Origin of the sequence: Geotalea sp. SG265 (assembly GCF_022808985.1) — a bacterium.
Taxonomy (GTDB): Bacteria; Desulfobacterota; Desulfuromonadia; order Geobacterales; family Geobacteraceae; genus Geotalea.
In genome coordinates, this window is record NZ_JAKZFT010000002.1 from 273,540 (window position 1) to 296,405 (window position 22,866).

Consider the following 22,866-nt stretch of genomic DNA (forward strand, 5'->3'; position numbering starts at 1 on the left):
GTTTCCACATGGATCAATTAATACTTTTCATTGCCGGTTATTGCAAGCTCTTGCGAGCGGCCAGCGGGACAAAGGCCTTGCCTGGAGCGTCAAAAAAATGCTATTTAAGAGACGTTCTTAAGGAAACCTGTTATGAAACTGACAATTCTCGGCTCTGGAACCTCAACCGGCGTCCCCATGGTCGGCTGCAGCTGTCCCGTCTGCTCATCTGATGATCGCCGCGACAAGCGGACCCGTGCCTCGATCGTCATCGAGAATTGCGGCAAATATATCCTCGTGGATACATCAACGGACCTGAGAAAGCAGGTTATCCGCGAGCACATCCCGCACATCGATGCAGTCCTCTTCACCCACTCCCACGCCGACCACATCCACGGCATCGACGACCTGCGGGGTTTCCACTTCATCCATAAAAGGATCATTCCCTGCTACGGTAGCGATGAATCCATGAAGATCATCGGCCGTAACTTCTCTTACATCTTCAAAGGCATGGAAACCGCCGGTTACGCGCCGCTCATGGAGCAGCACATCATCAGCGGTCCCATGGACCTGTTCGGCCTCCGCGTGGAGCCGATACCGCTTCTGCACGGCAGCATGCCCACGACCGGCTACCGCTTCGACGATGCGGCCTACCTGACCGACTGCAGTGCCATCCCCGATGCATCGAGGGAAAAGCTTACCGGCCTCAGGCTGCTGATACTGGATGCTCTTCGCTACACTCCCCATCCCAACCACTACAACATCCAGGGGGCACTGCAGGTGGTGGAGGACCTCCGGCCACAGCACGCCATCCTTACCCACCTGACCCACGAGGTTTCCTATGCCGACGGAGTGAAGCTGCCACAAGGCGTGGAGTTTGCCTATGATGGCATGTCTTTTGCTTTCTAGCCCCCATAAGCCGCCTTGCAATCGCGGCTTCATTAGGGTAACATTACGCAGTTTCGGTGAACGGAAGGATTTCGATGCATAACGATATTCGCCTCCATGGCTTCGTCGACGAATATATCGAGTATTATGCCATTGTCGCCGGCAATGACGCCCACAACCGCTACTTCTTCAATACGGATCAGGGTGAAGGGAAAAAACTACGCTTCTTCTGCCCGGGCAGCGAATTCATCATCGGCGAAGACTCCATCAGCCACCACGGCAACGGCGGCTCCTTCTGCGAGTACATGTTCGGCGTCGATCAGCCCATTGCCGACCTGGCCAAGGGGGATGTGATCAACCGCCTGGTCATGTACGGCACCCGTTACGACAACAAGACCGGCAGCCTCAAGTTCAGCGACCGCACCGACGGCAGCCAGAGCTACGAAAAGATCTTCTTCGACGGCAACGCCGTCTGCAACTATTTCTTCTGCATCAACTCGGAAGTGACCGGCGGTTCCCTGGAGAAACAGCAGGAAGTCATCGTCAGGCGGCTCGGCAAGGCCCTGAAGCGGTCCGTGTGCGTCTGGGAGGAGGATGACAACGGCATCATCTCCGAGTTGTTCAACCTCCTGAACGATCCCAAAGCCCAGCTTTTCCTCTTCAAGCTCATCAACAAGAAACACGAGAAGTACAGCAACTTCTTCAAAACCCTCTATTTCAAGAATAAGAAGATTGCCGACGAGGATTTTGCCAAACTATCGGAACTGGCGGACAAGTTTGCCATCGACCGCTATCAGCAGGAACGTATCCGCATCGACATCATGTACAAACACCCGGACAACAAGCGGATCGTCGACGAATACAAGAACATCCTCATCGCCTGCAACCGCAAAGGCGAAATAAACAAGCTGGAAAATGCCCGCCTGACCAGGCTGAAAACTCTTTCCGTCCGCAATAAGATACCCGGCGCCCTTTTCTACACCCTGGACGAGATGCTGAAAAAGGACAAGAAATTGATTGACCTGGAAGAGAACAATTACATTTCCGAAACACGGCAGATACTGGAAGGGATGTTCCTCAGCGAACGGCAGATCGAAAATGCCATCGACCGGGACGACCTCCTGAAGCTGCTCTTCGCCAAGAAGCAGGCTGCCGAAAATCGCGACCACACCTTCGAGGAGATCCTCCTGGACGCCAGCAAGCTCTGCGACGAGAAAATACGCGACGGCGCCGACATCAAGCTCCTGGAGGGCTTTTCCCACATCATCACCTATTTCGACCGCTACGACGCCACATCATCCATCATCAACCAGCTGGCCTTCATGGAAAACGTCCGGGTCAGCGAAGACATGATCAGGAGCCTTTTGGGCAACAAGAGCGAATTCGACGGGCTTGCCCCGGATCTGTTCGCCAAGCTTTTCCTGGCCGGCATTTTCGAGAACAAGTACCTCGGTGCCTACGGCCGCAAGAAGGTCTCGACCCTGATCAAGGGGCTGAACCTCATCGAAGAAAATCGACTTTCCATAGCCGCACTTCTGGAGCAACTGCTGCAGATCGACGAAGAGGAGCGGATTTTCATAACCCTGCTGGAGCATGTGCGGGAGCGGATTCGCAATTTCTACTCGAAATATGCCACCAAAGCCGATCAGGAGGCACTGAAGCGGGAAGTCTGCGAGGAGCTCAACCATAAAAAGCTTCTGAATGGCCAGATTCCTGACCGGCTCTTCGACGAGACCATCCTTGCCATCAAAAAGGAAGCCGTCTACCTGCACAACCTGCTCCCCACCATCATCTCCCAGAAAGACATCTCCCTGCGTGAAGACTTCCTGGAAAACTCCGGTCTCGACCGCTTTTATGTGGAAGAGCTTGAGCGGGAATACTACGAGCTGAACGATCTGAACATGGAAGAGCTGTATCAGATCAGAAAAGGACTCAACTGACGGAAGTCTGAATGGCTCATTACCTGCTGCGGATCGTCGCCGGCCTTGCCTGCCGCCATTCATCCCCCTTGACTCCCCCCCTCTTTTTATCTAGAGTAGCCCCTGTGTAATTTTTCTACTCAGAGGTGTCCATGGAGTCCTTGAAATCGAGACTTGACAAACTTGGCGAAAAGATCTCCGGATTCGGCAAAGAAAACCTGGATGAGATGCTCCATGCAGCAGCGGAGGGATTTCGCCTGGTGTCCGGACAGGAATCGGTCCGCATCTATCTGGAAGACCTGACCAAGGGGGCGCTTGCCTGCGCCTACGCTTCCGGCCCCTTCAGCGACGACATCCGTGAGGTCACCTTTCCCATCATCTCCCGTGACGCCATGGTTTCCAGCGTCTTCGTCTCCCAATACCCCGCTGAGTTCCGCAACGCCAAGGCCACCGGCCTCAGCCTCGACAAGGGATTCGCCGAAAAGTTCGACATCTCCGCCAGCTACCTGGTGCCCCTCACAAGCCTGGGAAAATCCATCGGCGTCATCTGCGTCGATCGGCAGAATCCCGGCGAGATCATCCACGCCCGCGGCAAAACAATGATCGGCGATTTTCTGTCAATGATCGGCAACCACCTCGACTCCGCCAGGAAATACCACCAGCAACTCCTTCTGGCCCGCAGCGTAGAAGAGTACAAGAAACGGGAAACCGCTGCTTTCATGGTCAGATCGGCCGTACGGCTGATCGACCGGCTCTCCCTGGCATCGGTATTGATCCCGGTTTCCGGCAAGGGGGGGGAGGGTGCGTTGGCAATCCTCGCCAGCCATTCCCAGGAGCCCGGCCTCAAGGCCCTTTATGATGAACAGGGAGCCATCGATCTGGAAAAGGGGAAATCTCTCATCTCCCGCTATGTGGACGACCAGGGGGTCATCACCGATGATAGACTGCTGCGTCCGATCTTCTTCGCCGATCTCACTCAATACAACCTGCAGAAGCGGGCCCTGACCGAGCAGATGGCCCTCAGCTCCCTTTACGTGGTCCCCCGCTTCGACCATGAAACGCGGCGCCTCATCTGCCTGGTAAATTACTTCACCCGCGACCGCTACCGCTTCTCCGAATTCGAAATGGGGCTGCTCCAGACCCACGCGGAAATGGTCGAAAGCGTCATCAACGAGATCGGCAGTGAGCACCTGGAAATCCGCGTTCTTGCCGAGATAACAGATCTTCTCCAGGACCGCAATGAAGAATTGCAGCCGTTCCTCACCAAGGTACTTTCCAAGGCAACGGAACTGATCGGTGCCGACACGGGCAGCATCGCCATTGTCGAGGAACGTGAAGGGGAGCGCTGGCTGGTGGTGGAGGATGAGGATGGCAACATCATCGGGGCCAAGAACAAGGAGTGGCTGAAAAAATATATCCCCCCTTTCAAGATCGGCGGGCTTGAGCTGCCCCCCGAGGAGCGCAGCCTGACCGGCTACGTTGCCTGGTCAAAGCAACCGAAGATCATTGCCAGCATTGAGGATGAGCATCGTGGCGGCGGTTTCCACCGCTCCATGAGCGACCTGATCAAGAGTGAAATCGCTGTGCCGGTTATCAGCGGCGACGAGCTGACGGCAGTCATCTGCCTCAATTCATTGAAGCCGGCCTACTTCACCGAAGAACACAAACGGATTCTGCAGATCATCGACCGCCTCACCTCCCACCACATCTCGGACATTCAGCGGATCGAACGGCTGCAGAACGAGGTAACGAGGCTGCAGAGCGATGTCGCTTACAAGGACCCCCAGGTCTCGTCCTACCGGTTGGGCAACATCATCGGCAACAGCCGTAAATCCCAGGAGATCGTCGAGTTCATCAACACCGTTTCACAGCCGCTCTTCAACCGCATCGTCCTCTGGAGCAAAAACGTGCTCCAGGAAGCGACCATCGGCCTCCCCTCCATTCTCGTCCTCGGCCAGACCGGAGCGGGCAAGGAATTTTTCTTCAATAACTTTTACAACAAGCTCAACGAACTCTACCGCCAGGAAATCGACCCGGCAGGAGAGCTGCTGGTGAAGAAAACCAACATTGCCGCCTATAGCGGCGAATTGACCTATTCGGAATTGTTCGGCCACAAGAAAGGGGCTTTCACCGGGGCCTACAGCGACCGGAAGGGGATTCTGGAAGAGACGGGTGGAGGCATCGTCTTTCTCGACGAAATCGGCGATGCCGACCTGAAAACACAGGTCCAGCTCCTTCGATTCCTGGATAACGGAGGATTCGTCCGCCTGGGTGACAACCAGGAGCGGTACAGCAGGGTTCTGCTGGTGGCGGCCACCAACAAGAACCTTAAGGAGGAGATCGAACGGGGCAATTTCCGCGAGGATCTTTACCACCGCCTCTCGGAGCTCTCGGTGCGCGTTCCCTCCCTGAACGAGCGGCGGGAGGACATCCCAGACCTGGCAACCCATTTCCTGGGCAAGCTCTACCGCACCTACCGGGGCAAGGACGACCCCCGGGAAGACACCCCCTTCCTGACCGAAGAGGCAAAACAGGTGCTGGTCAAGCATAACTACAAAGGCAACATCAGGGAGCTTCGGAGTATCCTGCTGCGTGCGCTCTTCTTCAGAACCGGCAAGGCCCTTGGAGCTAACGATATCCGCCGGGCCATCACCGACGGCATGCGCGAAGGCGCGCCCCAGGCCACCACCCGGCTGACCGAGGAAGTCGCCGATGAGATCCTTTCTCAGATCGCCCAGGACCGGGATTTCTGGGCCGCCGTCTATGAACCCTACTCCCAGAACCTCATTTCCCGAGATGTGGTCAAGCTGGTCATCGAAAAATCCAAAGCGGCAGCGGGCAAAGGCATGCCCCAACTCGCCCGCTACCTGAAGGCGGTCCGAGGGGATGTGAACAACGACGAAGAGGAGCGGCGCCGATTCTTCAAGTTCAAGAATTTCCTCTACAAGACGGTGAAAATCTAGTTTTAAAAGATGTATTGAAAATAGGGATAATTCCTAATCTTGCATAAACCAATTGCTGAAACGGTCACCCGTCAGTCCTTCGATGCCTGCCAGGTTCGACCCGACACAAAGATAAATCCGCTCCAGAGGACATTCTTAGAGGTCGCGGTTGCATTGGGCAACGATTTCCGCCAGTTCTTCCTCTGACATATCGTCATCCAGACAGATCGCACCGTCGCCATCGCGGCGCAATTCCGTTATGCCCGGGTAATGTTCCTCCAGATATTTTATCTCATGGCTTTGCCGCCTGACCGCCCTCAGCAATTTCCTGTTTTCCGCTTCGAGGTCGTACTTTTCGATTGCAGATCTAATCGCCAGCTTCAATTGGACTTCGTCCCAGGGCTTGACAAAGAAACGGTAAATCTCGCCATTATTGACCGCGTTCATGGTAGCGTCGATGCTTGCGTGGCCGGTGAGCATGATCCGCACCGTCTCAGGATAATGTTCCTTCACTAGAGCCAAAAAGACGGCGCCGTCCATACCGGGCATTCTTTCGTCTGAAACAACCACCTTGTACGGCTTTTCCTCCATCAACCGTAAAGCCTCCTCACCACTGGCGGCCCCGGTCGTTTCGTAGGCTTCATCTTCAAGGGCGCGCCGAAGCGCCGATACGACATAGGCCTCGTCGTCTACCAACATTATGTTGCTGCGTGAATTCATAGGGTACCTCCCCTGGATAATAAATTGGGTTATAGAATATCTTTAGGGCTGCCACAGTTGGGACAGTTCAGCCAGCTGCTTTCCAGAGAAATCTTGCAGGTTTTGCAGAAGTTATGGCGGAAAGAGCCGCAGTAAGGGCAGAAGAGGAATTTGGCATCGAAATTCCTGTGGCAGTTGTCACAGCTTCGCTCGTAGACAAGCTGTGGCCCGATGACTCGCAACAATTCTTCGAGGGTGGTGAGCCCACGGCGGACCTTTTCCAGGCCGTCTTCAACCAACGTCCGCATCCCGGCGGCGCGCGCCATCTCGAAAAGCTCCGTTTCACGGTAGCCTGTGCTGATCAAGTGCCTGAAGTCCTCGTTCATGACGAACACCTCATAGATGCCGGTCCGCGACAGATAGCCGGTTTTGTTGCACTGGTCACACCCTTTTCCCTTGCTGACCCCTTCGGGGAAGGCGTCGCCAGACACCCGCAGGAGCTCCAGGATGTCCGGATCGGGAGGTACCGTCGTCTTGCAGTGGGGGCAGATCTGCCGAACCAGCCGCTGAGCGATGATTCCCTCCAATGCCGAACCGATGATATATGGCTTGACCCCCATGTCGATAAGTCGAGTGATGGACGCCACCGAGCTATTGGTATGGAGGGTGGAGAGCACCATGTGCCCGGTGAGGGACGCCTTGAAGGCCACATCGGCAGTCTCCTGGTCGCGGATCTCTCCCACCAGGATTACATCCGGGTCCTGGCGCAGGGTGGCGCGGAGGACCTGGGCAAAGGTCAATCCTATCTTATCCCGCACCGCCACTTGGTTTGCATCCTCCAGGAAATACTCCACCGGCTCCTCGATGGTCTCGAAATTCTTACTCGTCTCAAGCATCGCTGCAAGAATCGAATAGAGCATGGTGGTCTTGCCGCTTCCCGTCGGTCCAGTGGTAACGATCACCCCCTGGGGCTTCTTGACGATCATGGAGATCTTCTTCAGATCATCCTCCAGGACCCCCAGTTCATTGAGGCTCCTGATGGCCGAACTCTTGTCCAGAACCCGCATGACGATTTTCTCGCCGTTCAGGGTGGGCAGCGACGAAACCCGCATATCGACAATGCGGGTCCCTGCTTTGACGGTGATCCGCCCGTCTTGAGGCTTGCGCCGTTCTGAAATGTCCATTTTGGCCAGTATCTTCAGGCGAGAGATGATCGCCGCGTGGAGATCGGCAGGGATCTTGATCTTGCTGTGCAGAAGCCCGTCGATCCGGAAACGGATCAAGGTGTACTTGGTCTTTGCCTCCACATGGATATCACTGGCTCTGAAACGAACGGCCTCGGAAATAATGGCGTTGACAATGCGGATGACCGGCGGCACCTCTGACGAGCCGACCAGCTCCTGAATGCTCACATCCTTTTCGTCTTCTTCAATGACTATGTCGATCTCATCCAGCGGCTCAAGATCTGAACACTCATCGATGTCGTCGATGCTGTTTTCACCATAGAGCCGCTTCAGGAGGGCCATTATTTCCGAAGAGGCGCTCAGCAGAGGAATGACTTTGAGCCCGGTCATGGATGATATATTGTCGATCTTGTAGATGTCGGAAGGATCGGCCATGGCCAAGGTCATTTGCCGTCCGTCCATCTTGATAGGCACCATCCGGTTTCGTTCGCAGAGGTCGCGGGGGAGAAACTTGGCGGCAATCGGATTGACCTCGTATTCACGCAAATCCACATATTCTATATTCAGGCTTTCCTGGAGTGCCTTGATGATTTTAGCCTCGTTGGAATAACGGAGACGAACGACCGCCTCGCTGAGGAATTCCCCCTTCTCCATCTTTTCCATGGCCAGATCGAGCTCGTCCTGTTTGATGACGCCGCTTTGCACCAGGATTTTCCCCATCATCCCATGGTTTTCGTCGAAAAGACTGCTGTAGTTCTTCAGCTTGAGCTGCTGGCTGCGGGCGAGATCCTTGAGCCGCTTGTTTTCCTGAATGAGGGTATACTGCTGGAGAGCCAGGCTGACCGTCAGGCGCAGGTCTTCGTCATTCCAGGGTTTGGTGATGAATTTATAGACGGCGCCTTCCTTGACGGCCCCCATGATGGAATTAACATCGGCATGACCAGTAAGCATGATGCGGATGGTCTGGGGAGAACGTTCCTTGATTGCCTTGAGCAGTTCCGCTCCGGTCATGCCCGGCATGCGGTGATCGGAAACCACCAGGTGAACGGGCTCGGCATCAAATATGGCCAGGGCCTTTTCTCCATTGGCAGCGGTAAGTATCTTATAATTCTCCTCCATGAAGATCCGCCGCATGGCCGACAGCACCCCCTCTTCATCATCAACGAAAAGGATGGTGAATTTTTCCACCACTTCCGGCGGGGATTCTGGAATGGCGACATCTCCCCCTGGCTCATTGGCTGCACCGGAATTGGTAATACTGCGGAAAAGGTTGGAATACTTGGCCATTGTTATTCCTTATTCAGCGGCATGGTAATGATAAAATCCGCTCCGCCGTCGGCTGCATCCGCAACGGCAATGGTCCCACCGAGCTTCAGTACGGAATCGTAAACAACTGCGAGCCCCATCCCCTTGCCCTCACCTACCTCCCGAGTGGTGAAGAATGGCTCAAAAATCCTTCCGCGGTGCTCAGGGGGGATTCCCGGCCCATTGTCGGCAATGCTGATCCGGATCCGATTGCCGTCCCAGGCCGTTGACAAAGTCAAGCGGAGGCCTTCCGCCTTTGATTGAAGCGCGTTCTGGATGATATTGAGGAATACCTGACTGAGCACCGCCGGTTGAGCCTTAACGGGGGGAAGTGGCTGCAGTTCGCGAACGATTTCCACCGTTCCGTTCAGTTGGTGCGATAGTACACTCAAGGTCAGCTCTATCTCACGGTTCACATCCACCGCTACCACCCCTAGCTCATCCACGTGAGAAAAACCCTTCAAGTCGGCGACAATCCCCGAAACCCGCTCCGCACCGGCCAGCGTCTGCGAAAGGAGGTCACCCACATCGGCGGAAACGACATCCAGCTTCAGTTCCTGCCATTTACGGTCGGACAGCTCCCTCACTTCGGCAATTGAGGTGCCCAGCCGCTGCTGGTCCCTGAAAAAGTAGAGCATCGCTCCGAAGCGATTGACGTATTTCTGCAGCGTATGGAGATTACTGGTGATGAACCCGAGGGGATTGTTTATCTCGTGGGCTATCCCTGCTGCCAGTTGGCCGATTGCTGCCATCTTCTCCTGCTGGAGCAGGTGCGAATGGGCCTTCTTCAGCTCGGCAGTCCGCTCATTAACCCGTCTTTCGAGGCTTTCCGCCAGTTCCCGGTACCGGGCCTCCGACTGGGTTAACTGCTGGTTTATCTCTACCAACTGCTCAAACGAGGTATTGACCACCGTAGTGTGAATCTCCGTGGTGAGAATGCGCTTAAGGTTGTTGGTAATGACCGTATTGAGGGCCAGGGCCAGAAGCTTGCCCATTGCCGGAAGTTCCGGCCTGGCCGTGCCGTCGCCGAAAACAAGCACCTTCCCCACCGGCTCTCCCTCCAGATTCAGCGGCAGGGCCACCAGCGGCTCACCAGCGAAAGCAATATCCCTGGCGGCCCATAATTCTGTTCCTTCGGCATCGACGATCGTCACATTGTCAGCTCCGGCCCGGACAAGTCCCTGAAGCAGAGGGCTAACCTCCCCATCGGCAAGCACCTCACGCAGGCGTTTTTCTTCCCCGACCACATAGGACAGCCTTTCCTGCGACGACATCATCACTCGTCTCCTTCTCGTTCGACCACGGAGATCATACGCTGCAGAAACATCCCTTTTTCCAGTCCGTGATCATCTGCCAAGCGGTACCGATAGTCGATTTTGTCGTAAAGCCGGTCAACGAGCAGGGAAAAGGTTTCCACAACCCCAGTCCCGTTGATGGCCGACGCCATGGTCACCGGAATGCCCGTAGGCCCCCAGGTGCGGTGAATATCGCCCTCTTCGACAACAGTTTTCAGGTCCCGCTTGTTGAACTGGATCACCAAGGGAAGGGAGTCGATATTAAGCCCGACCAATGCCAGGTTGTTTTCAAGGCTTTCGAAGCTGGCCAGGTTGTTGGTGCTCTCCGAAAGCTGGGAATCGGCAATAAAAGCAACCCCGTCGGTTCGTTGCAATACCGCTTTGCGGGTGGCATCATGCCGCACCTGGCCGGGAACGGTATAAACCTTGATCTTGATCTTGAGGCCGCTGGGAGCGACGATGAAGAAGGGCAGCAGATCAAAATAGATGGTCCTGTCGTCAGTGGTATCGAGGACCATCAGGTCCCCACGCCCTTCATGGGGCAAAAGTTCGTGCAGCTGCAGTAGGTTTGTCGTCTTGCCGGACATGGCAGGGCCGTAATAAACGAGTTTGAGGACCATGCGCTGTTCTGATTCGTTGTATTCAATCATGTTGTAAATCCTGTTTCTGCCTTGAAGAATTTTCTGCTTTTTCAAGATCCGGTCTGGCCAGCAGGAACAAAGACGAACACTCCTTGGGCAGGAGGATCGAGCCGGTAATACCGCTTGAGGGAGTGGATCTTTGCCGCATCCAAAGTCGCTCCCTTGTTGAGAAGAAGCAGTCCGGTACCGCTGGTCACCTCCCGGGCCAGGACCATTCCAGGACAGAGGTCCTCCGGGTCCACTTGCTCTTCATGCAAGGATTGCTGGCCAAGGACGATATAGTGGCCTGTGGCCACATCCTGAATGGTGGAGAGCAGTTCCGGGTCAAACCAGCTCCCCGCCTTTTTCTTTACCTTCTCCATGACCGAGGCGATGGTAAAGGAGGCTCCCATCCGGGCGATCACTCCGTCTATGTAGTCGGCGACAGCGATAATGCGCCCCCCGAGGGGGATATCACCACCGGCAAGGCGGTCAGGAAATCCCGTGCCGTCGTAGTTTTCATGGTGGCAGCGAATCAACTGCCCCGCCGAACGGAGTCCCTCCACCACATCGACCACCGCCTGCCCCCGCACCGGGTGAAGGGTATACTCCGCCTGTTCCACATCACTAAGCAGCTCTGGATTCTTACCAACAATACTTGGTTCCATGCCAATCTTGCCGATATCATGGAGCAGAGCCGCGACCCGCACTGTTTCCACCTCTTCCGAGGTCAACAGGAGCTTGCGGGCCGACTCCTCAGCAACGGCGGAAACATTGCTGGAATGGCTCCGGGCCATGGGGTCGAGCAGACCGATGGCACTGGAAAAGGCAAGGATGGTATTCTGCCAGTTCCTGGTTGCGATCTCGCCGCTCAGGCGCAATTCTTCCATCTGCTGCCTGATGCGCATCGTCTGCTCCATGACCCGGCTTTTCAACCCCTTGTTCCACTCCTGCAGCTCGGCATTCTGCTGCTGGACCAGGGCGGAAAGCCGCTTGTTCTCCATGGTCATCCGGTAACGCTGGATGCCTTCGGTCAGGGTTTGCACCAGCATGCCGTCATCCCACGGCTTGGTGATGTAGCACGACGCTCCCCCCTTGTTGATGGCATCCATGGTGGCGTTAATATCGGCATAACCGGTCAGCACCATGCGTATTGCCTCGGGAGCCACGCTTTTCGCCTGCTGCAGAAACTCCGCTCCGGTCATTCCAGGCATGCGCTGGTCGGAAAGGATCAACGCAACATCAGGGTGCGCCTGCAGAATCTTGAGCCCTTCACTTCCCGAGTTCGCAGTTAACACTTGGATGTCGTCCTCTTCCAGCAGCAGCCGGGTAACAGCCCGGAGGATATTTTCTTCGTCATCGACGATAAGTAGAGTGTTCAGGTTCTTGGCTACCATTATTCATTAACCCTCTGGGTCTGCTTTGCTGTGTCCAGTGTCTGAAAAAACAAATCCACCAACCGTCCTTCCAGGTGATTCCCTCGCATATCTCCCATGACTTTTCTTGCCTTTGCGAAACTCATGGCGGCCTTATATGGTCGTTCCGTCGTCAGAGCGTCGAAAACGTCGGCAACAGCAACTATCCGGGCTTCCAGGGGAATCGAGACCCCTTTCAGGCCGAATGGATACCCTGTTCCATCGAAACGCTCATGGTGGTGACGGATGATGTTGATCACGGTAGGGGACAGGCTGGCCTGCTGGGCCACATTGGCTCCCCATTCGGGATGCTTCCCGACAACGATCATTTCCTGCTCCGAAAGCATGCAAGAAGAATTAAGGATCGTCTCCGGCACGCCGATCTTGCCGCAGTCGTGCAGCCAACTGCCGTAACGGATCTCCCGGGATGTCGTCGACGGAAGCCCCAGCATCTCGCATATATTAAGAGCATAGTCGGCAACCCGCTCACAGTGCCCGCGGGTATAATTGTCTTTCAGCGCTATGGTCTCGGCCAGGGAATGCAGAACACCCTCATCCTTTTGCCTGAGTGCGTCCCAGATACGGAAACGGGCAATTCCTTCGCTGACCGCCTGGTATAACTCCTCATTTACCCAGGGTTTAACGATGAATCTGAATACCTCGCCACTGTTGATCGCCTGCAGTGCCGTAGCCAGATCGGCATGGGCCGTCAGCAGACACTTGACGGTCTCCGGAGATTCTTCCTTGATCCGCGTCAAAAGTTCGATTCCTTTCATTTCGGGCATCATGTTGTCCGAAACAACAACGGCAAACCTTTTGTTGCGGCACAGGTTCAATGCCTCCACGGGGCTCCGGGTGAAAACGGTTTCCAGGCCGCTATCCGAGAAGACTCGCTGCAGTGCGTTTAGCACATGCTGTTCATCATCGACAAAAAGAATCGGTTCGCTCATGCTGAAGGCTCTCCTGTCAGGACTATGACGATGGCAGGTGCTGTACTCCGATCCAAAGGGGCTGAGTCAGCACGCAACATCCTGCCGTCGGCGGCGACGCCGGTCCAGCTCTTCTCTCCTGCCAAAGCCCGGCCGATAAACCCACAGATATCGGCTGGGAGCACCTGGTCAATGGGCCGATTCAGGCATTCATCCCTGTCCTGGCCCAGTAGCAAGGCGGCAGCCTTGTTCATCTGCATGACCATGTCGGTGAGGACCGACAGCACGCCAAAAGGAAGGCTATCCAATATTCTGGCAGGATCGAGGCCGTGAGGACTACCAGTCATGGTGATTTGTTGCTGATCAACTGCACAATGCAGCTGTTCCAAAGCCTGGGTCTTGGCATGGAGTTCTTCGGACAACTTGGCGTTTTCCCGATGAAGGGCGAACATCTCCACTGCCTTGGCAATGGTCATCTTCAGCTCATCATCGTTCCAAGGCTTGGGAATGAACCGATAGATCTCCCCCTCGTTGATTGCCGCGACGACAGCTGCAGTATCCGCATATCCAGAGAGGACGATACGGATGGTTTCCGGGCGGAGGCTACAGGCCTTCTTGAGGAATTCCACCCCGTTCATGCCGGGCATGCGATAGTCCGAGATGATCACCTGGATATTCTCACAGCTGGCAAGCCTCTCCAATCCCTCTTCCCCGGAAGAAGCGGTTATGACCTGGTAATTTTCATCAAGAAACATTCTTTCCACTGCACGGAGCACGTTCCGTTCGTCATCGACGCAAAGTATTCTCACCGTGTCGTCCATTCTGCTACCCCTCGACCGGAATACGGGTAGTGAAGGTCGTTCCCCGTCCCGGTTCACTGGTAACCTCTATCGTTCCTTTATGTTTATTGATAATGTCGAAACTTATGGAAAGGCCAAGCCCTGTCCCTTTTCCCACTTCCTTAGTGGTAAAGAACGGATCGAAAATCTTGCCAATGACCTCTGGCGGAATCCCGCAGCCGGTGTCGCTAATAGCAATGCAGGCGGTCTTGTTCTCGCACCAGGTCGCAATCCTGATCTCGCCCTGTTGCTCGATTGCATGTGCGGCATTTATCAGGAGGTTGAGAAATACCTGGTTCAGCTGCTGGGGAAAACATTTGACGAGTGGCAATTCACCATAGTCCCGGACCAACGATGCCTTGTACTTCAACTCGTTCCAAGCGATCATGATGGTGCTCTCCAGGCACTCGTGGATGTCAGCGTATTTTGCTTCCGCATCGTCGATGCGAGAAAAGGATTTAAGGTTCTGGACGATATGCTTAACTCGCTCGGCCCCCTCCATTGACTCGGACAACAGGCTCCGAGAATCATTGAGTATATAATCCAGTTTGTACTTGGTGCTCAGTTCGCTGATTTCTGCCCTGACGTCGGCAGGGGCAGTGTCGTTAATGGCAGCGCTTTGAGCGGCAATGAATCCCTGAAGCCGTTCCAGGTACTTGCCCATCGTTCCCAGATTGCTTGAAATAAAACCGATGGGGTTGTTGATTTCATGGGCAACACCCGCCGCAAGCTGGCCGATGGAAGCCATCTTCTCGCTCTGCAGCAATTGTTTGTGGGTACTTTTCAAGTCTTCGTAAGCCTGGAGCAACTCCTGGGAAACCAGCTTGATCCGGGTCAGATCGTGGAGGGTTATGACCGCTCCGTCGGCGTCGCCGTATGGGTAGCAGCTCAGATGGAACCAGCGGTTGGTTGGAGCGTGATGGAACTCGGTCTTACTGCTGTCACGGACGAAGGTAATACCGAGGGAGGCACAGATATCGGGCCAGTTGCTGGAAATGAGGGTAGCGTAGGGGATGCCGCAAAATTCCATGAACGACTTGTTGCAGCGTCTGATATTGTCCTGGTCGTCTATGAGGACGATCATGTCATCGATGCAGTCCATGGTTTTTTCCCACTCCCGCTTGCCCTGCTGCACCAGCGTGAACAGGTTGCGGAGCTCTTCATGTTTTTGCACCAGCTCAGTCTGCTGCTTTTTCAGAACGCGCTCGTTTTTTTTCAGCTCGGTAATATCATCCTTGGCAATAACGAGGTTGGTTATTATCCCATCCGGATTCGTCACCGGCATCACCGTGACAGTCTGCCAAAAAGAACTTCCATCTTTCTTCCGGCTCTTGAGCTGCCGTTGCCAGGTATTGCCCTCAGTCACCGTCTGCCACACTTGCTCGTACAACTGCGGTGATTGTTGTTCCGGATCTAGAACCGACGGTTTTCGCCCCAGTATCTCCTCTTCGGTATATCCGGTAATTTCGCAGAATTTCCGATTCACATACTGGATAGAGCCTTCCATATCGGTGATGATAATTGAGCTGGCGCTTTGATTGATCGCCTGGGAAAAGAGCCTCATGCTCTCCTCTGCCAGCTTCCGTTCCGTCATATCGTAAACCGTTTCGACGACGGCGATCTTTCTGCCGTCGCTGAAGATGGGGGCCGCATCGAAGATAAGGTAGCGTTTTTTCCCATTGAGCATTTCAAACCACTGCTCGCAACGGATAGATTCCGGATTGCCGGGATCGCAGGAACAATGGTCGTACCAGCGATCTATACCCACTTCCTCACCATCCAGGAGGAGATCGCTCAAAGTCGGCCGCTGTTCCTTGTAGAACGGCTGCCAATGCAGGTTCGTTCCGATGATCTCTTCCGGCTGACACCCTGTAAGATCGGCCATGGCTCGGTTCCAGGCAATAACCTTATGATCGGCATCGATAACAAAAACTGGCGTCAGTATGCTCTCGACGATGCTTTCGCTGAAGGCCCGCTGTTCATTCAGCTTCTGATCCAATGCTATTCTGTTGGTGATATCTCGGAAACCGGCGCGGATGGCGCTGTAGCTGCCGTCCTCGGCGGAGACCGTATGGCAGACATGGTTGAACCAGCGAATTTCCCCGGTCTTGGTGATGATCCTGATATCGATAGGGCCACAATGCCCATCTTCGTCCCTTGCATCCCGGTGATGGAGCCATGTCTCCAGATCATCGGGATGAATGAGCCCATCCACTAAACGGGGGGTATTATAGAACTCCTCTTCCGTATAGCCGGTCAGTTTAAAGCAGTTACCAGACACATAGCGTACAGACTGGTCAGGATTGAGCAGAAGGGCCAGTTCCGAAGTGAAATCTGCGAGAATCTTGTATAGCTCCCGGTTCTCGTAGAGCAGTTCCTGCTTTTCGTCCATCTGGTCAATCATGTCGTTGAAGGCTGCCGCCAAAGAATCAAGTTCATCGTTGGTATGAAACTGAATGAATCGGTCTCTATCCCGTTTTGTCTGCATCTCCTTCACGTGGGTGGTCAGCTTAACCACGGGGCCGATGATTTTTCCGGTCACCAGACATGAAATGACTACAGATGCAACAAGACCAAGGCAGAAGATGGCGGCCAGGAAATAGTTGATCCTGGTTATGGGTGCATAGGCTTCGGCGAGGGGATAGTGGACGGCGACAATCCAGTCTGCATTGACCAGCTGTTTGAAGGAAGAGATCCCTTTGACGCCGACATAGTTAGCATTTTCCATGGTGCCGGTAAAGCCGCTGCCGATGGCCAAGTCGAGCCCATGGTTTATTCCCGGATTAAGAGCCTGGGCGATCCATTTCTGGTCTGGATGCATGATCATCATGCGCTTCTTGTTGATCAGGTAGATGTATCCCGTCTGGCCAATCCGCATTTTATTCAGATCGGCAAGGTAGCTGCCCTTCAGCAAATAATGTGAGCCGGCAAGGATGCCGATGATCCTGCCGCTACGGGTAATCGGAACACTCATGGTAACCATAGGCTGGAGCGAAGGAGCGGCAGACATGTATGGATCGGAAAGAAAAGGTTTACCGGTTTTCAGAGGAACGGAAACATAATCCCTACTGAGGAGGGACCCGTGAGGAGCTGTTCGGGGCATACCTGCGGTTGTCGTTTCCGCAATAAGCCTTCCATTGAGGTCGATAATGCGCAGGCCGCCATTGAAGTGCTTTGTGTCCGGCCACGTAGTTAGAACTTTTTCGACGGCTGCACCATTTCCAAGGCCGTTGTCAGGTAAATTTGTCGCCATCTTCTCCAGCATTTCCCGTGAATGGGCCACGTCCTCGTCCAACTGCTCCGCGACCAAGGAAAGGATCGCGTACTGGTGCTTGCCGATCTCACCCTTGAGTACTTCAACCACGTAATCATGGCCGATGACACTGATCACCCCCAGCAGAAGCGAAACGAAGACGGAAATGAGGATGGTGGTTTTGGTTTTGATGCTCATGCTGACGGTCTTCACTGAAGTTCCCCGTAAAAGGCCCCGATTCCATTGCGTCGTCTGGGGCGACAAAACGTTATCTGCTTGGAACATCTATCGGTTAGGGCAGGGAGAAACTTTAGCCGGTGAATTATTCGACGAAGGGCCTAACAAGTTGTTGAAAAACGCCATGAGGACCCACAGGGCCTAAAGAGGCCGCTATGCAAGGCTCAAGCGAGCGAGGGGACGAGGCGTACTCTAGGTACGTTGAGTTTCCGAGCGAGCGGCAACGCAGCAGAGTGACCCCGCAATTGTTTTTCAACAACCTGCTAAAGTTGGCGGCGCAAATGCCGAAGGAAGTAACAGACGGGCATATCAGCGACGGAGAGAAATGATGAAAATTCTACTTGTGGATGACAGCTTTATTACTAGGCAGTGGATCAAGGACACGCTCTCTCCGTTGGGGGATTGCGATATAGCAGCCAACGGAGAGGAGGCAATATTAGCTTACAAACTGGCCTTCGAGGCGCAGAAACCATATGACTTGATCTGTATGGATATGATGATGCCGGTCATGGACGGTACCCAGGCACTGCGATCCATCAGAGCCATAGAGCAGGCATCGAGAATCTCAGCTGTTCATCAGGTCAAGGTCATCATGATAACAGCTTGTGATGATCCCAAGACTCGAATGGATCCTACTTTCATGAACAAATCCACTGCCTTTTTGGTCAAACCATTTACCGCTGAAGACCTTCTGCAGGAAATCATAAACCTGGGTATCTACTAGGAGCTTTTTCTCGTCCTCCCTTGAAGCAGCTTGGCGACATGCCTTCCGAACTCAATGGCTCCATTGCCAAGTGTTTCATTCTTTGCTTCAATGCCACTAGATTTCTGGTCAGCAGAGGCAATGGCTTTTTGCTGACGATCCTGCCTACCATCCTGTCTCTGGTGCCTCCTTGATGCCCGCAGGGATTCTGTTACACTAGGGGAAGGTTTCCTGCCCTGACCTTAACCCGTGAGGGTACCATGAGAATAATCAGCTCTGTCCTTTGTCTGATCCTGCTCTGTCTTTCCGTTACTGGTGCCATGGCCGAAGAGTATACCGCCGACCAGGCCCATGAGGCGGGAGGAGAATTCTTCACCGCCGAAGAATTGGAGGACCTGCTCGCCCCCATTGCCCTGTATCCCGACCCGTTAATTGCCCAGATATTACCCGCAGCGACCTTCGTCGACCAGATCGATGAAGCAGCTCGATTTGTCAGGCAATATGGAGAATCGGCACGGATTGAAAATCAGCCGTGGGATGTGAGCGTCAAGGCTGTTGCCCATTACCAGACCGTGCTGTTCATGATGGACAGCAAATACGATTGGACCGTCTCTCTTGGGCAAGCCTTCGTCAATCAGGAGCAGGAGGTGATGGATACCATTCAGCGGTTGCGAGCCGAAGCAAAGACAGCCGGAAGCCTTGTTTCCACCCCTCAGCAGCAGGTGCTCGTTGAGGATCAACTGATCCGCATAGTGCCTGCCGAGCCGGAGGTCATCTACGTGCCCCAGTACGACCCGGTCGCCGTATATACGGAGGAGCTCTATCCCTCCTATGGATTCATCTCCTTCGGCGTCGGCTTCGGCATCGGTGCCTGGTTGAACAGGGATTGCGACTGGCACCGACATCGCATCTACTACCATGGCTGGCGCGGAAGAGGGTGGATTAACCGGGCGCGGCCCTACATCAATATCCGTAATCGCACTTACATTAACAATCGGCTCAGAGATATCCGCATAAACCCCAGAATCGTACAACGCGACACCATCCGGTATCGCAATGAGTTGCGCAGGGAACGGGGCACCGTACCCCGCACGCCGACTGCCCGTCCCAGTCGAAACAGGGTTGCTCCTCAAGCTGTTCCTGCTCCAGGACCTGCTTCCCCAACGCAAAGAAGAACCTTCGACCGCCGAATACAGCGGGGAACTGAAGCGCCGTACACCGGTTTCGGCGGCTATGGCAGCGAACGTGAATTGCGGACCTACCGCCAGCGCGGCAGGATGAGCCGTGATACCATTCATCAATTAAACCGACAGCCATTGACAACTACCGGGCCTGGAGTGCAGGGCACAAGAACTATGCCGCGCTCTGCACCTGCACCATCCATAAGATCTGCCCCCCGCGCTCCTGCCACATCCGGTGGGGAACGTCCGACCAGGCAGCGATAATTGCGTTCCCTGTTGTGCTCCCACTGTTGAGAAAGGATCCTACTATGCATAGGTTCATATATTCAGCCTTGCGCCCAGCACTGTTGATGCTTTCCATAATGGCGTCTGTGCTCTTCCCCCTCCACCTCGACGCAGTTGAAAATGACATGCCGCAGCGTTCTTTTTCCTCACCGGAAGAAGCGCGGGATCAATTGCTGAAAGCGGTGGTTTCGAAAGATTTACCCGAACTGGAAAAAATATTCGGTCCTGCTTACGGGGATCTGGACCCGGGAGACCCGGTCCAGAGAGCTGCAGAGTTGAGGCACTTATCGCAGCATCTGAAGGAGGGGGTGGTATTGGTTCAGGAAGGAGAATCCAGAGCCATGTTACAGATCGGCAAGGAGAAATGGCCTTTCCCGGTACCGATCGTCCGCCAGGGAAGCGGGTGGTTCTTTGACACGAAAGCCGGACGCGACGAGATTCTAAACCGCAGGATCGGGCGGGACGAATTGCTTGCCATCAATGCCTGCTTGGCCTACGTGGCAGCACAGCGCGAATACTATGATCTTTCCGAACCTGAAGGTGTGCAAATTCCGAAATATGCCCAGCGCCTGATCAGTTCCCCGGACAAACATGACGGCTTGTACTGGCCGACCATGCCCGGCAGCAAGGAAAGCCCTCTTGGGTCATTCATCACAAAAGCAAAGGAAAAGGGGTATGTGCCGGAACAGGCCCCCAGGGGGAAAGGCCCCATCCTTTTCAGCGGATATTACTTCCGCATCCTCAAACGGCAAGGGCCCAGTGCTCCGGGAGGGAAATTCAGCTACATCATCAACGGCAATATGGTAGCTGGACATGCCCTCATTGCCTATCCTGCCAAATGGGGGGTCTCCGGCGTCATGACCTTCATTGTCAACCAGCGTGGCAGGGTCTACCAAAAAAACCTTGGTCCTGCGACGGCAAGGATCGCTAAGGAAATAAAAGCCTATAACCCCGACCTGACCTGGAAAGTAGTCGAAGAACAATAACCCTCTCAGGCTGTAGCAAAAAAAGGGTGGAGCAATCCCGGTTGCTCCACCCTTATCTTTGCTGCTGTTTGCCTTTCACATTTTTTTGCGCAGGTAGCTGAGAAATTCATCCTTGGTGAGGACCTTTTTCCGCACCAGGTGATCCACCTGGCGGCTCATGGCCGTCCGCTCCCCGGCCTTCATGGTATCTTTCAGGAGAATGAAAAAGGGGATGTTCCGCGTCTGGGGATAGAGCCGGAAACGCTCAAGCATCTCGAAGGCGCCCATATCCTGCAGCATCAGAGTGCTGAAAATCAGGTACGGGTGGCTGATTGTGGCAACCGCGACCCCCTCCTTGCCCGTATAGGCATTAATGGCCTCGAAGCCGAGACCTTCCAGCGTCTTGGCCACCTGCTCCTCGCCTTTGCGTGAAATGACCAGGACCTGCAGGTCGTAATCCTGAATGTCTTCGATGAGTCCGAACACGGCCAATCGCTCCATCACATATTCGGGATCGATGGGCAGGGTGAAGAAACCGGCAACGGGAAAAACCTCCCCCACCTTACCCTCCTGGCTCAGGTAGAGAGGAAGGACCGGAATGTCGCGGGTCTCTCTGTTGGATTTTATATCCAGGAGAATCCCCCAGCCATCCTTTGAATAGGGAGAAATATCCAAGAGAATGCCGAGCGGCTTGCAGATGGAAAGTTCGGACAGGGAGGCTGTTCTGGCCCAGTAACCAGCTTCGGCAAGGTAACTGCAAATCAGCGCGCCTCGTTCAGGGTTTTCACCCAAGCCCAAGATCCAGAGCTCGCGCTCAGAGCATTCTTTCATGAAACTCCTCGTGGCCAGTATAATTTTCTAATGTAATAGCATATTTTAGGCCAACCGCAAGAAAAACTTTGCCCTGCTAAGCTCCGACCATTGAAAAGCCGTTACGCATATGCTACATAGACCTGTAAAGCACTTGCTTCTTCAAGCCAACACCGAGGTAGCGTCCCCATGAAAAGCACCGTTTTTTTCACCGGTATGAGAACAGACAGCCGTACGAATCTTTTCACCAAAATCGGCACACTCCTTAACAAATGCCGCATGCAGGAACGTATTGGAGCAGGAAATCTTGTGGCTGTAAAACTACACTTCGGCGAGCGGGGCAACCACACCTTCATCCGTCCCGTCTTCATCCGGCGGATTGTGGATGAAATTAAAGCCTGCGGCGGGCTGCCCTTCCTGACTGACTCCTCGACTCTCTATCCTGGTGAGCGCAAGGAAGCGGTCTCCGCCTTGACCTGCGCCGTGGAAAACGGCTTTGCCTTTGCCGTGGTCAATGCCCCGCTCATCATGTGCGACGGCCTGCGAGGCCACTCTGCAGTTGACGTAGCCATTGACGGCGAAATTCTCAAAACGGTGAGCATCGGCCAGGAAATAGCCGAAGCCGACGCGATGGTGACAGTCTCCCACTTCAAGTGCCACGACCTGACCGGTTTCGGCGGCGCCCTCAAGAACCTCGGCATGGGCTGCTCCAGCCGCAACGGCAAGCTCGTTCAACATTCGACCGTTGCTCCTAGAGTAGCCGAAGAATTTTGCACCGGCTGCGGTACCTGCTTGAAAGCATGCGCCCATGAAGCCGTAGCCATAATCGAAGGAAGAGCTGCCATCGACCAGGAAAAATGCGTCGGCTGCGGCCGCTGTGTCACAGCTTGCATACGGAAGGCAGTAAATATCCAATGGAACGAGGCATCTGAACTTATCATGAAAAAGATGTGCGAGTATGCCAAAGGGGCCGTCTTCGGCAAGGAAGATAAAAATATTTATCTTAATTTCATCACCCAGGTTTCCCCTTCCTGCGATTGCTACGGCCATGCTGACGCCCCCATTGTCAACGACATCGGCATCTGCGCGTCCACAGATCCTGTCGCCCTCGATCAGGCTTGTGCCGACCTGGTCAATGGAGCCCCCGGCAATGCAAATACCGCACTCAAGACAGGTATGGAGCCGGGTGGTGATAAATTCCGCGGCGTTCACCCTGACATTGACTGGGAAATTCAGCTTGAGCACGCACAAAAACTTGGCATTGGGACCAGAAACTACGACTTGGTAAGGATCTAAAAGGCTCGCCGGCTTCTACATTCATCACCGTTGGTTTTGCTCGAATGCATCGTACCTTTCTGCTTCCCTGTCCAGGCATGTCTCGCCCCTTCTTAAATGCATTTCCTCCTTCATCACCCGGA

At 54.4% G+C, this 22,866-nt stretch carries 16 protein-coding genes; 7 read left to right on the forward strand and 9 right to left on the reverse strand.

Annotation, left to right across the window (positions count from 1 at the left end; translation table 11 throughout):
• The first annotated feature begins 132 nt into the window (after positions 1-132).
• From ML541_RS03765 to ML541_RS03775, 3 genes are all read left to right on the forward strand, one after another.
• On the forward strand, positions 133-888 hold the full coding sequence (locus ML541_RS03765; protein ID WP_243370973.1) for a GPMC system MBL fold metallohydrolase: 756 nt from the start codon (positions 133-135) through the stop codon (positions 886-888).
• A gap of 74 nt (positions 889-962) precedes the next feature.
• Positions 963-2,807 carry a TIGR04442 family protein gene (locus ML541_RS03770; RefSeq protein ID WP_243370974.1) on the forward strand — a complete coding sequence of 615 codons (1,845 nt, stop codon included), beginning with the start codon at positions 963-965 and terminating at the stop codon, positions 2,805-2,807.
• A 131-nt stretch (positions 2,808-2,938) separates the two neighbouring features.
• Positions 2,939-5,749: a GPMC system transcriptional regulator gene (locus tag ML541_RS03775; protein ID WP_243370976.1), complete on the forward strand. Its 2,811-nt coding sequence runs from the start codon at positions 2,939-2,941 to the stop codon at positions 5,747-5,749.
• A gap of 135 nt (positions 5,750-5,884) precedes the next feature.
• Here ML541_RS03775 and ML541_RS03780 read toward each other — a convergent pair whose 3' ends face one another.
• From ML541_RS03780 to ML541_RS03815, 8 genes are read right to left on the reverse strand one after another with little or no spacing between them, the layout of a single operon-like run.
• On the reverse strand, positions 5,885-6,448 hold the full coding sequence (locus ML541_RS03780; RefSeq protein ID WP_243370977.1) for a response regulator: 564 nt from the start codon (positions 6,446-6,448) through the stop codon (positions 5,885-5,887).
• 29 nt (positions 6,449-6,477) lie between these two features.
• Positions 6,478-8,898, reverse strand: coding sequence for an ATPase, T2SS/T4P/T4SS family (locus ML541_RS03785; protein ID WP_243370978.1), 2,421 nt, complete (start codon positions 8,896-8,898; stop codon positions 6,478-6,480).
• 2 nt (positions 8,899-8,900) lie between these two features.
• Positions 8,901-10,190, reverse strand: coding sequence for an ATP-binding protein (locus ML541_RS03790; RefSeq protein ID WP_243370979.1), 1,290 nt, complete (start codon positions 10,188-10,190; stop codon positions 8,901-8,903).
• A gap of 2 nt (positions 10,191-10,192) precedes the next feature.
• Complete coding sequence (locus ML541_RS03795) at positions 10,193-10,861, reverse strand: Rab family GTPase (protein WP_243370980.1); 669 nt, start codon at positions 10,859-10,861, stop codon at positions 10,193-10,195.
• A 41-nt stretch (positions 10,862-10,902) separates the two neighbouring features.
• Positions 10,903-12,228 carry an HD domain-containing phosphohydrolase gene (locus ML541_RS03800; protein WP_243370981.1) on the reverse strand — a complete coding sequence of 442 codons (1,326 nt, stop codon included), beginning with the start codon at positions 12,226-12,228 and terminating at the stop codon, positions 10,903-10,905.
• Positions 12,228-13,196 carry an HD domain-containing phosphohydrolase gene (locus tag ML541_RS03805; RefSeq protein WP_243370982.1) on the reverse strand — a complete coding sequence of 323 codons (969 nt, stop codon included), beginning with the start codon at positions 13,194-13,196 and terminating at the stop codon, positions 12,228-12,230. The genes ML541_RS03800 and ML541_RS03805 overlap by 1 nt, the downstream gene beginning before the upstream one ends.
• Positions 13,193-13,996, reverse strand: coding sequence for a response regulator (locus ML541_RS03810; RefSeq protein WP_243370984.1), 804 nt, complete (start codon positions 13,994-13,996; stop codon positions 13,193-13,195). Before ML541_RS03810 ends, ML541_RS03805 begins: the two co-directional genes overlap by 4 nt.
• A 4-nt stretch (positions 13,997-14,000) precedes the next feature.
• On the reverse strand, positions 14,001-17,465 hold the full coding sequence (locus ML541_RS03815; protein WP_243370986.1) for a PAS domain S-box protein: 3,465 nt from the start codon (positions 17,463-17,465) through the stop codon (positions 14,001-14,003).
• Positions 17,466-17,832: 367 nt separating this feature from the next.
• Here ML541_RS03815 and ML541_RS03820 point away from each other — a divergent pair, with 367 nt between their 5' ends.
• The 3 genes from ML541_RS03820 (at position 17,833) to ML541_RS03830 (ending at position 20,659) form a co-directional block, all read left to right on the forward strand.
• Positions 17,833-18,228 carry a response regulator gene (locus ML541_RS03820; protein WP_243370988.1) on the forward strand — a complete coding sequence of 132 codons (396 nt, stop codon included), beginning with the start codon at positions 17,833-17,835 and terminating at the stop codon, positions 18,226-18,228.
• Positions 18,229-18,467: 239 nt separating this feature from the next.
• The gene (locus ML541_RS03825) at positions 18,468-19,652 is read left to right on the forward strand and encodes a DUF3300 domain-containing protein (RefSeq protein ID WP_243370990.1); all 1,185 of its coding nucleotides are present in this window, start codon (positions 18,468-18,470) and stop codon (positions 19,650-19,652) included.
• Between the two features lie 44 nt (positions 19,653-19,696).
• Complete coding sequence (locus ML541_RS03830) at positions 19,697-20,659, forward strand: DUF2950 domain-containing protein (protein ID WP_243370992.1); 963 nt, start codon at positions 19,697-19,699, stop codon at positions 20,657-20,659.
• A gap of 75 nt (positions 20,660-20,734) precedes the next feature.
• Here ML541_RS03830 and ML541_RS03835 read toward each other — a convergent pair whose 3' ends face one another.
• Positions 20,735-21,469: a response regulator gene (locus tag ML541_RS03835; RefSeq protein ID WP_243370994.1), complete on the reverse strand. Its 735-nt coding sequence runs from the start codon at positions 21,467-21,469 to the stop codon at positions 20,735-20,737.
• 168 nt (positions 21,470-21,637) lie between these two features.
• Between ML541_RS03835 and ML541_RS03840 the strand changes: the two genes are divergently transcribed.
• On the forward strand, positions 21,638-22,744 hold the full coding sequence (locus tag ML541_RS03840) for a DUF362 domain-containing protein (protein WP_243370995.1): 1,107 nt from the start codon (positions 21,638-21,640) through the stop codon (positions 22,742-22,744).
• Positions 22,745-22,866 lie beyond the last annotated feature (122 nt).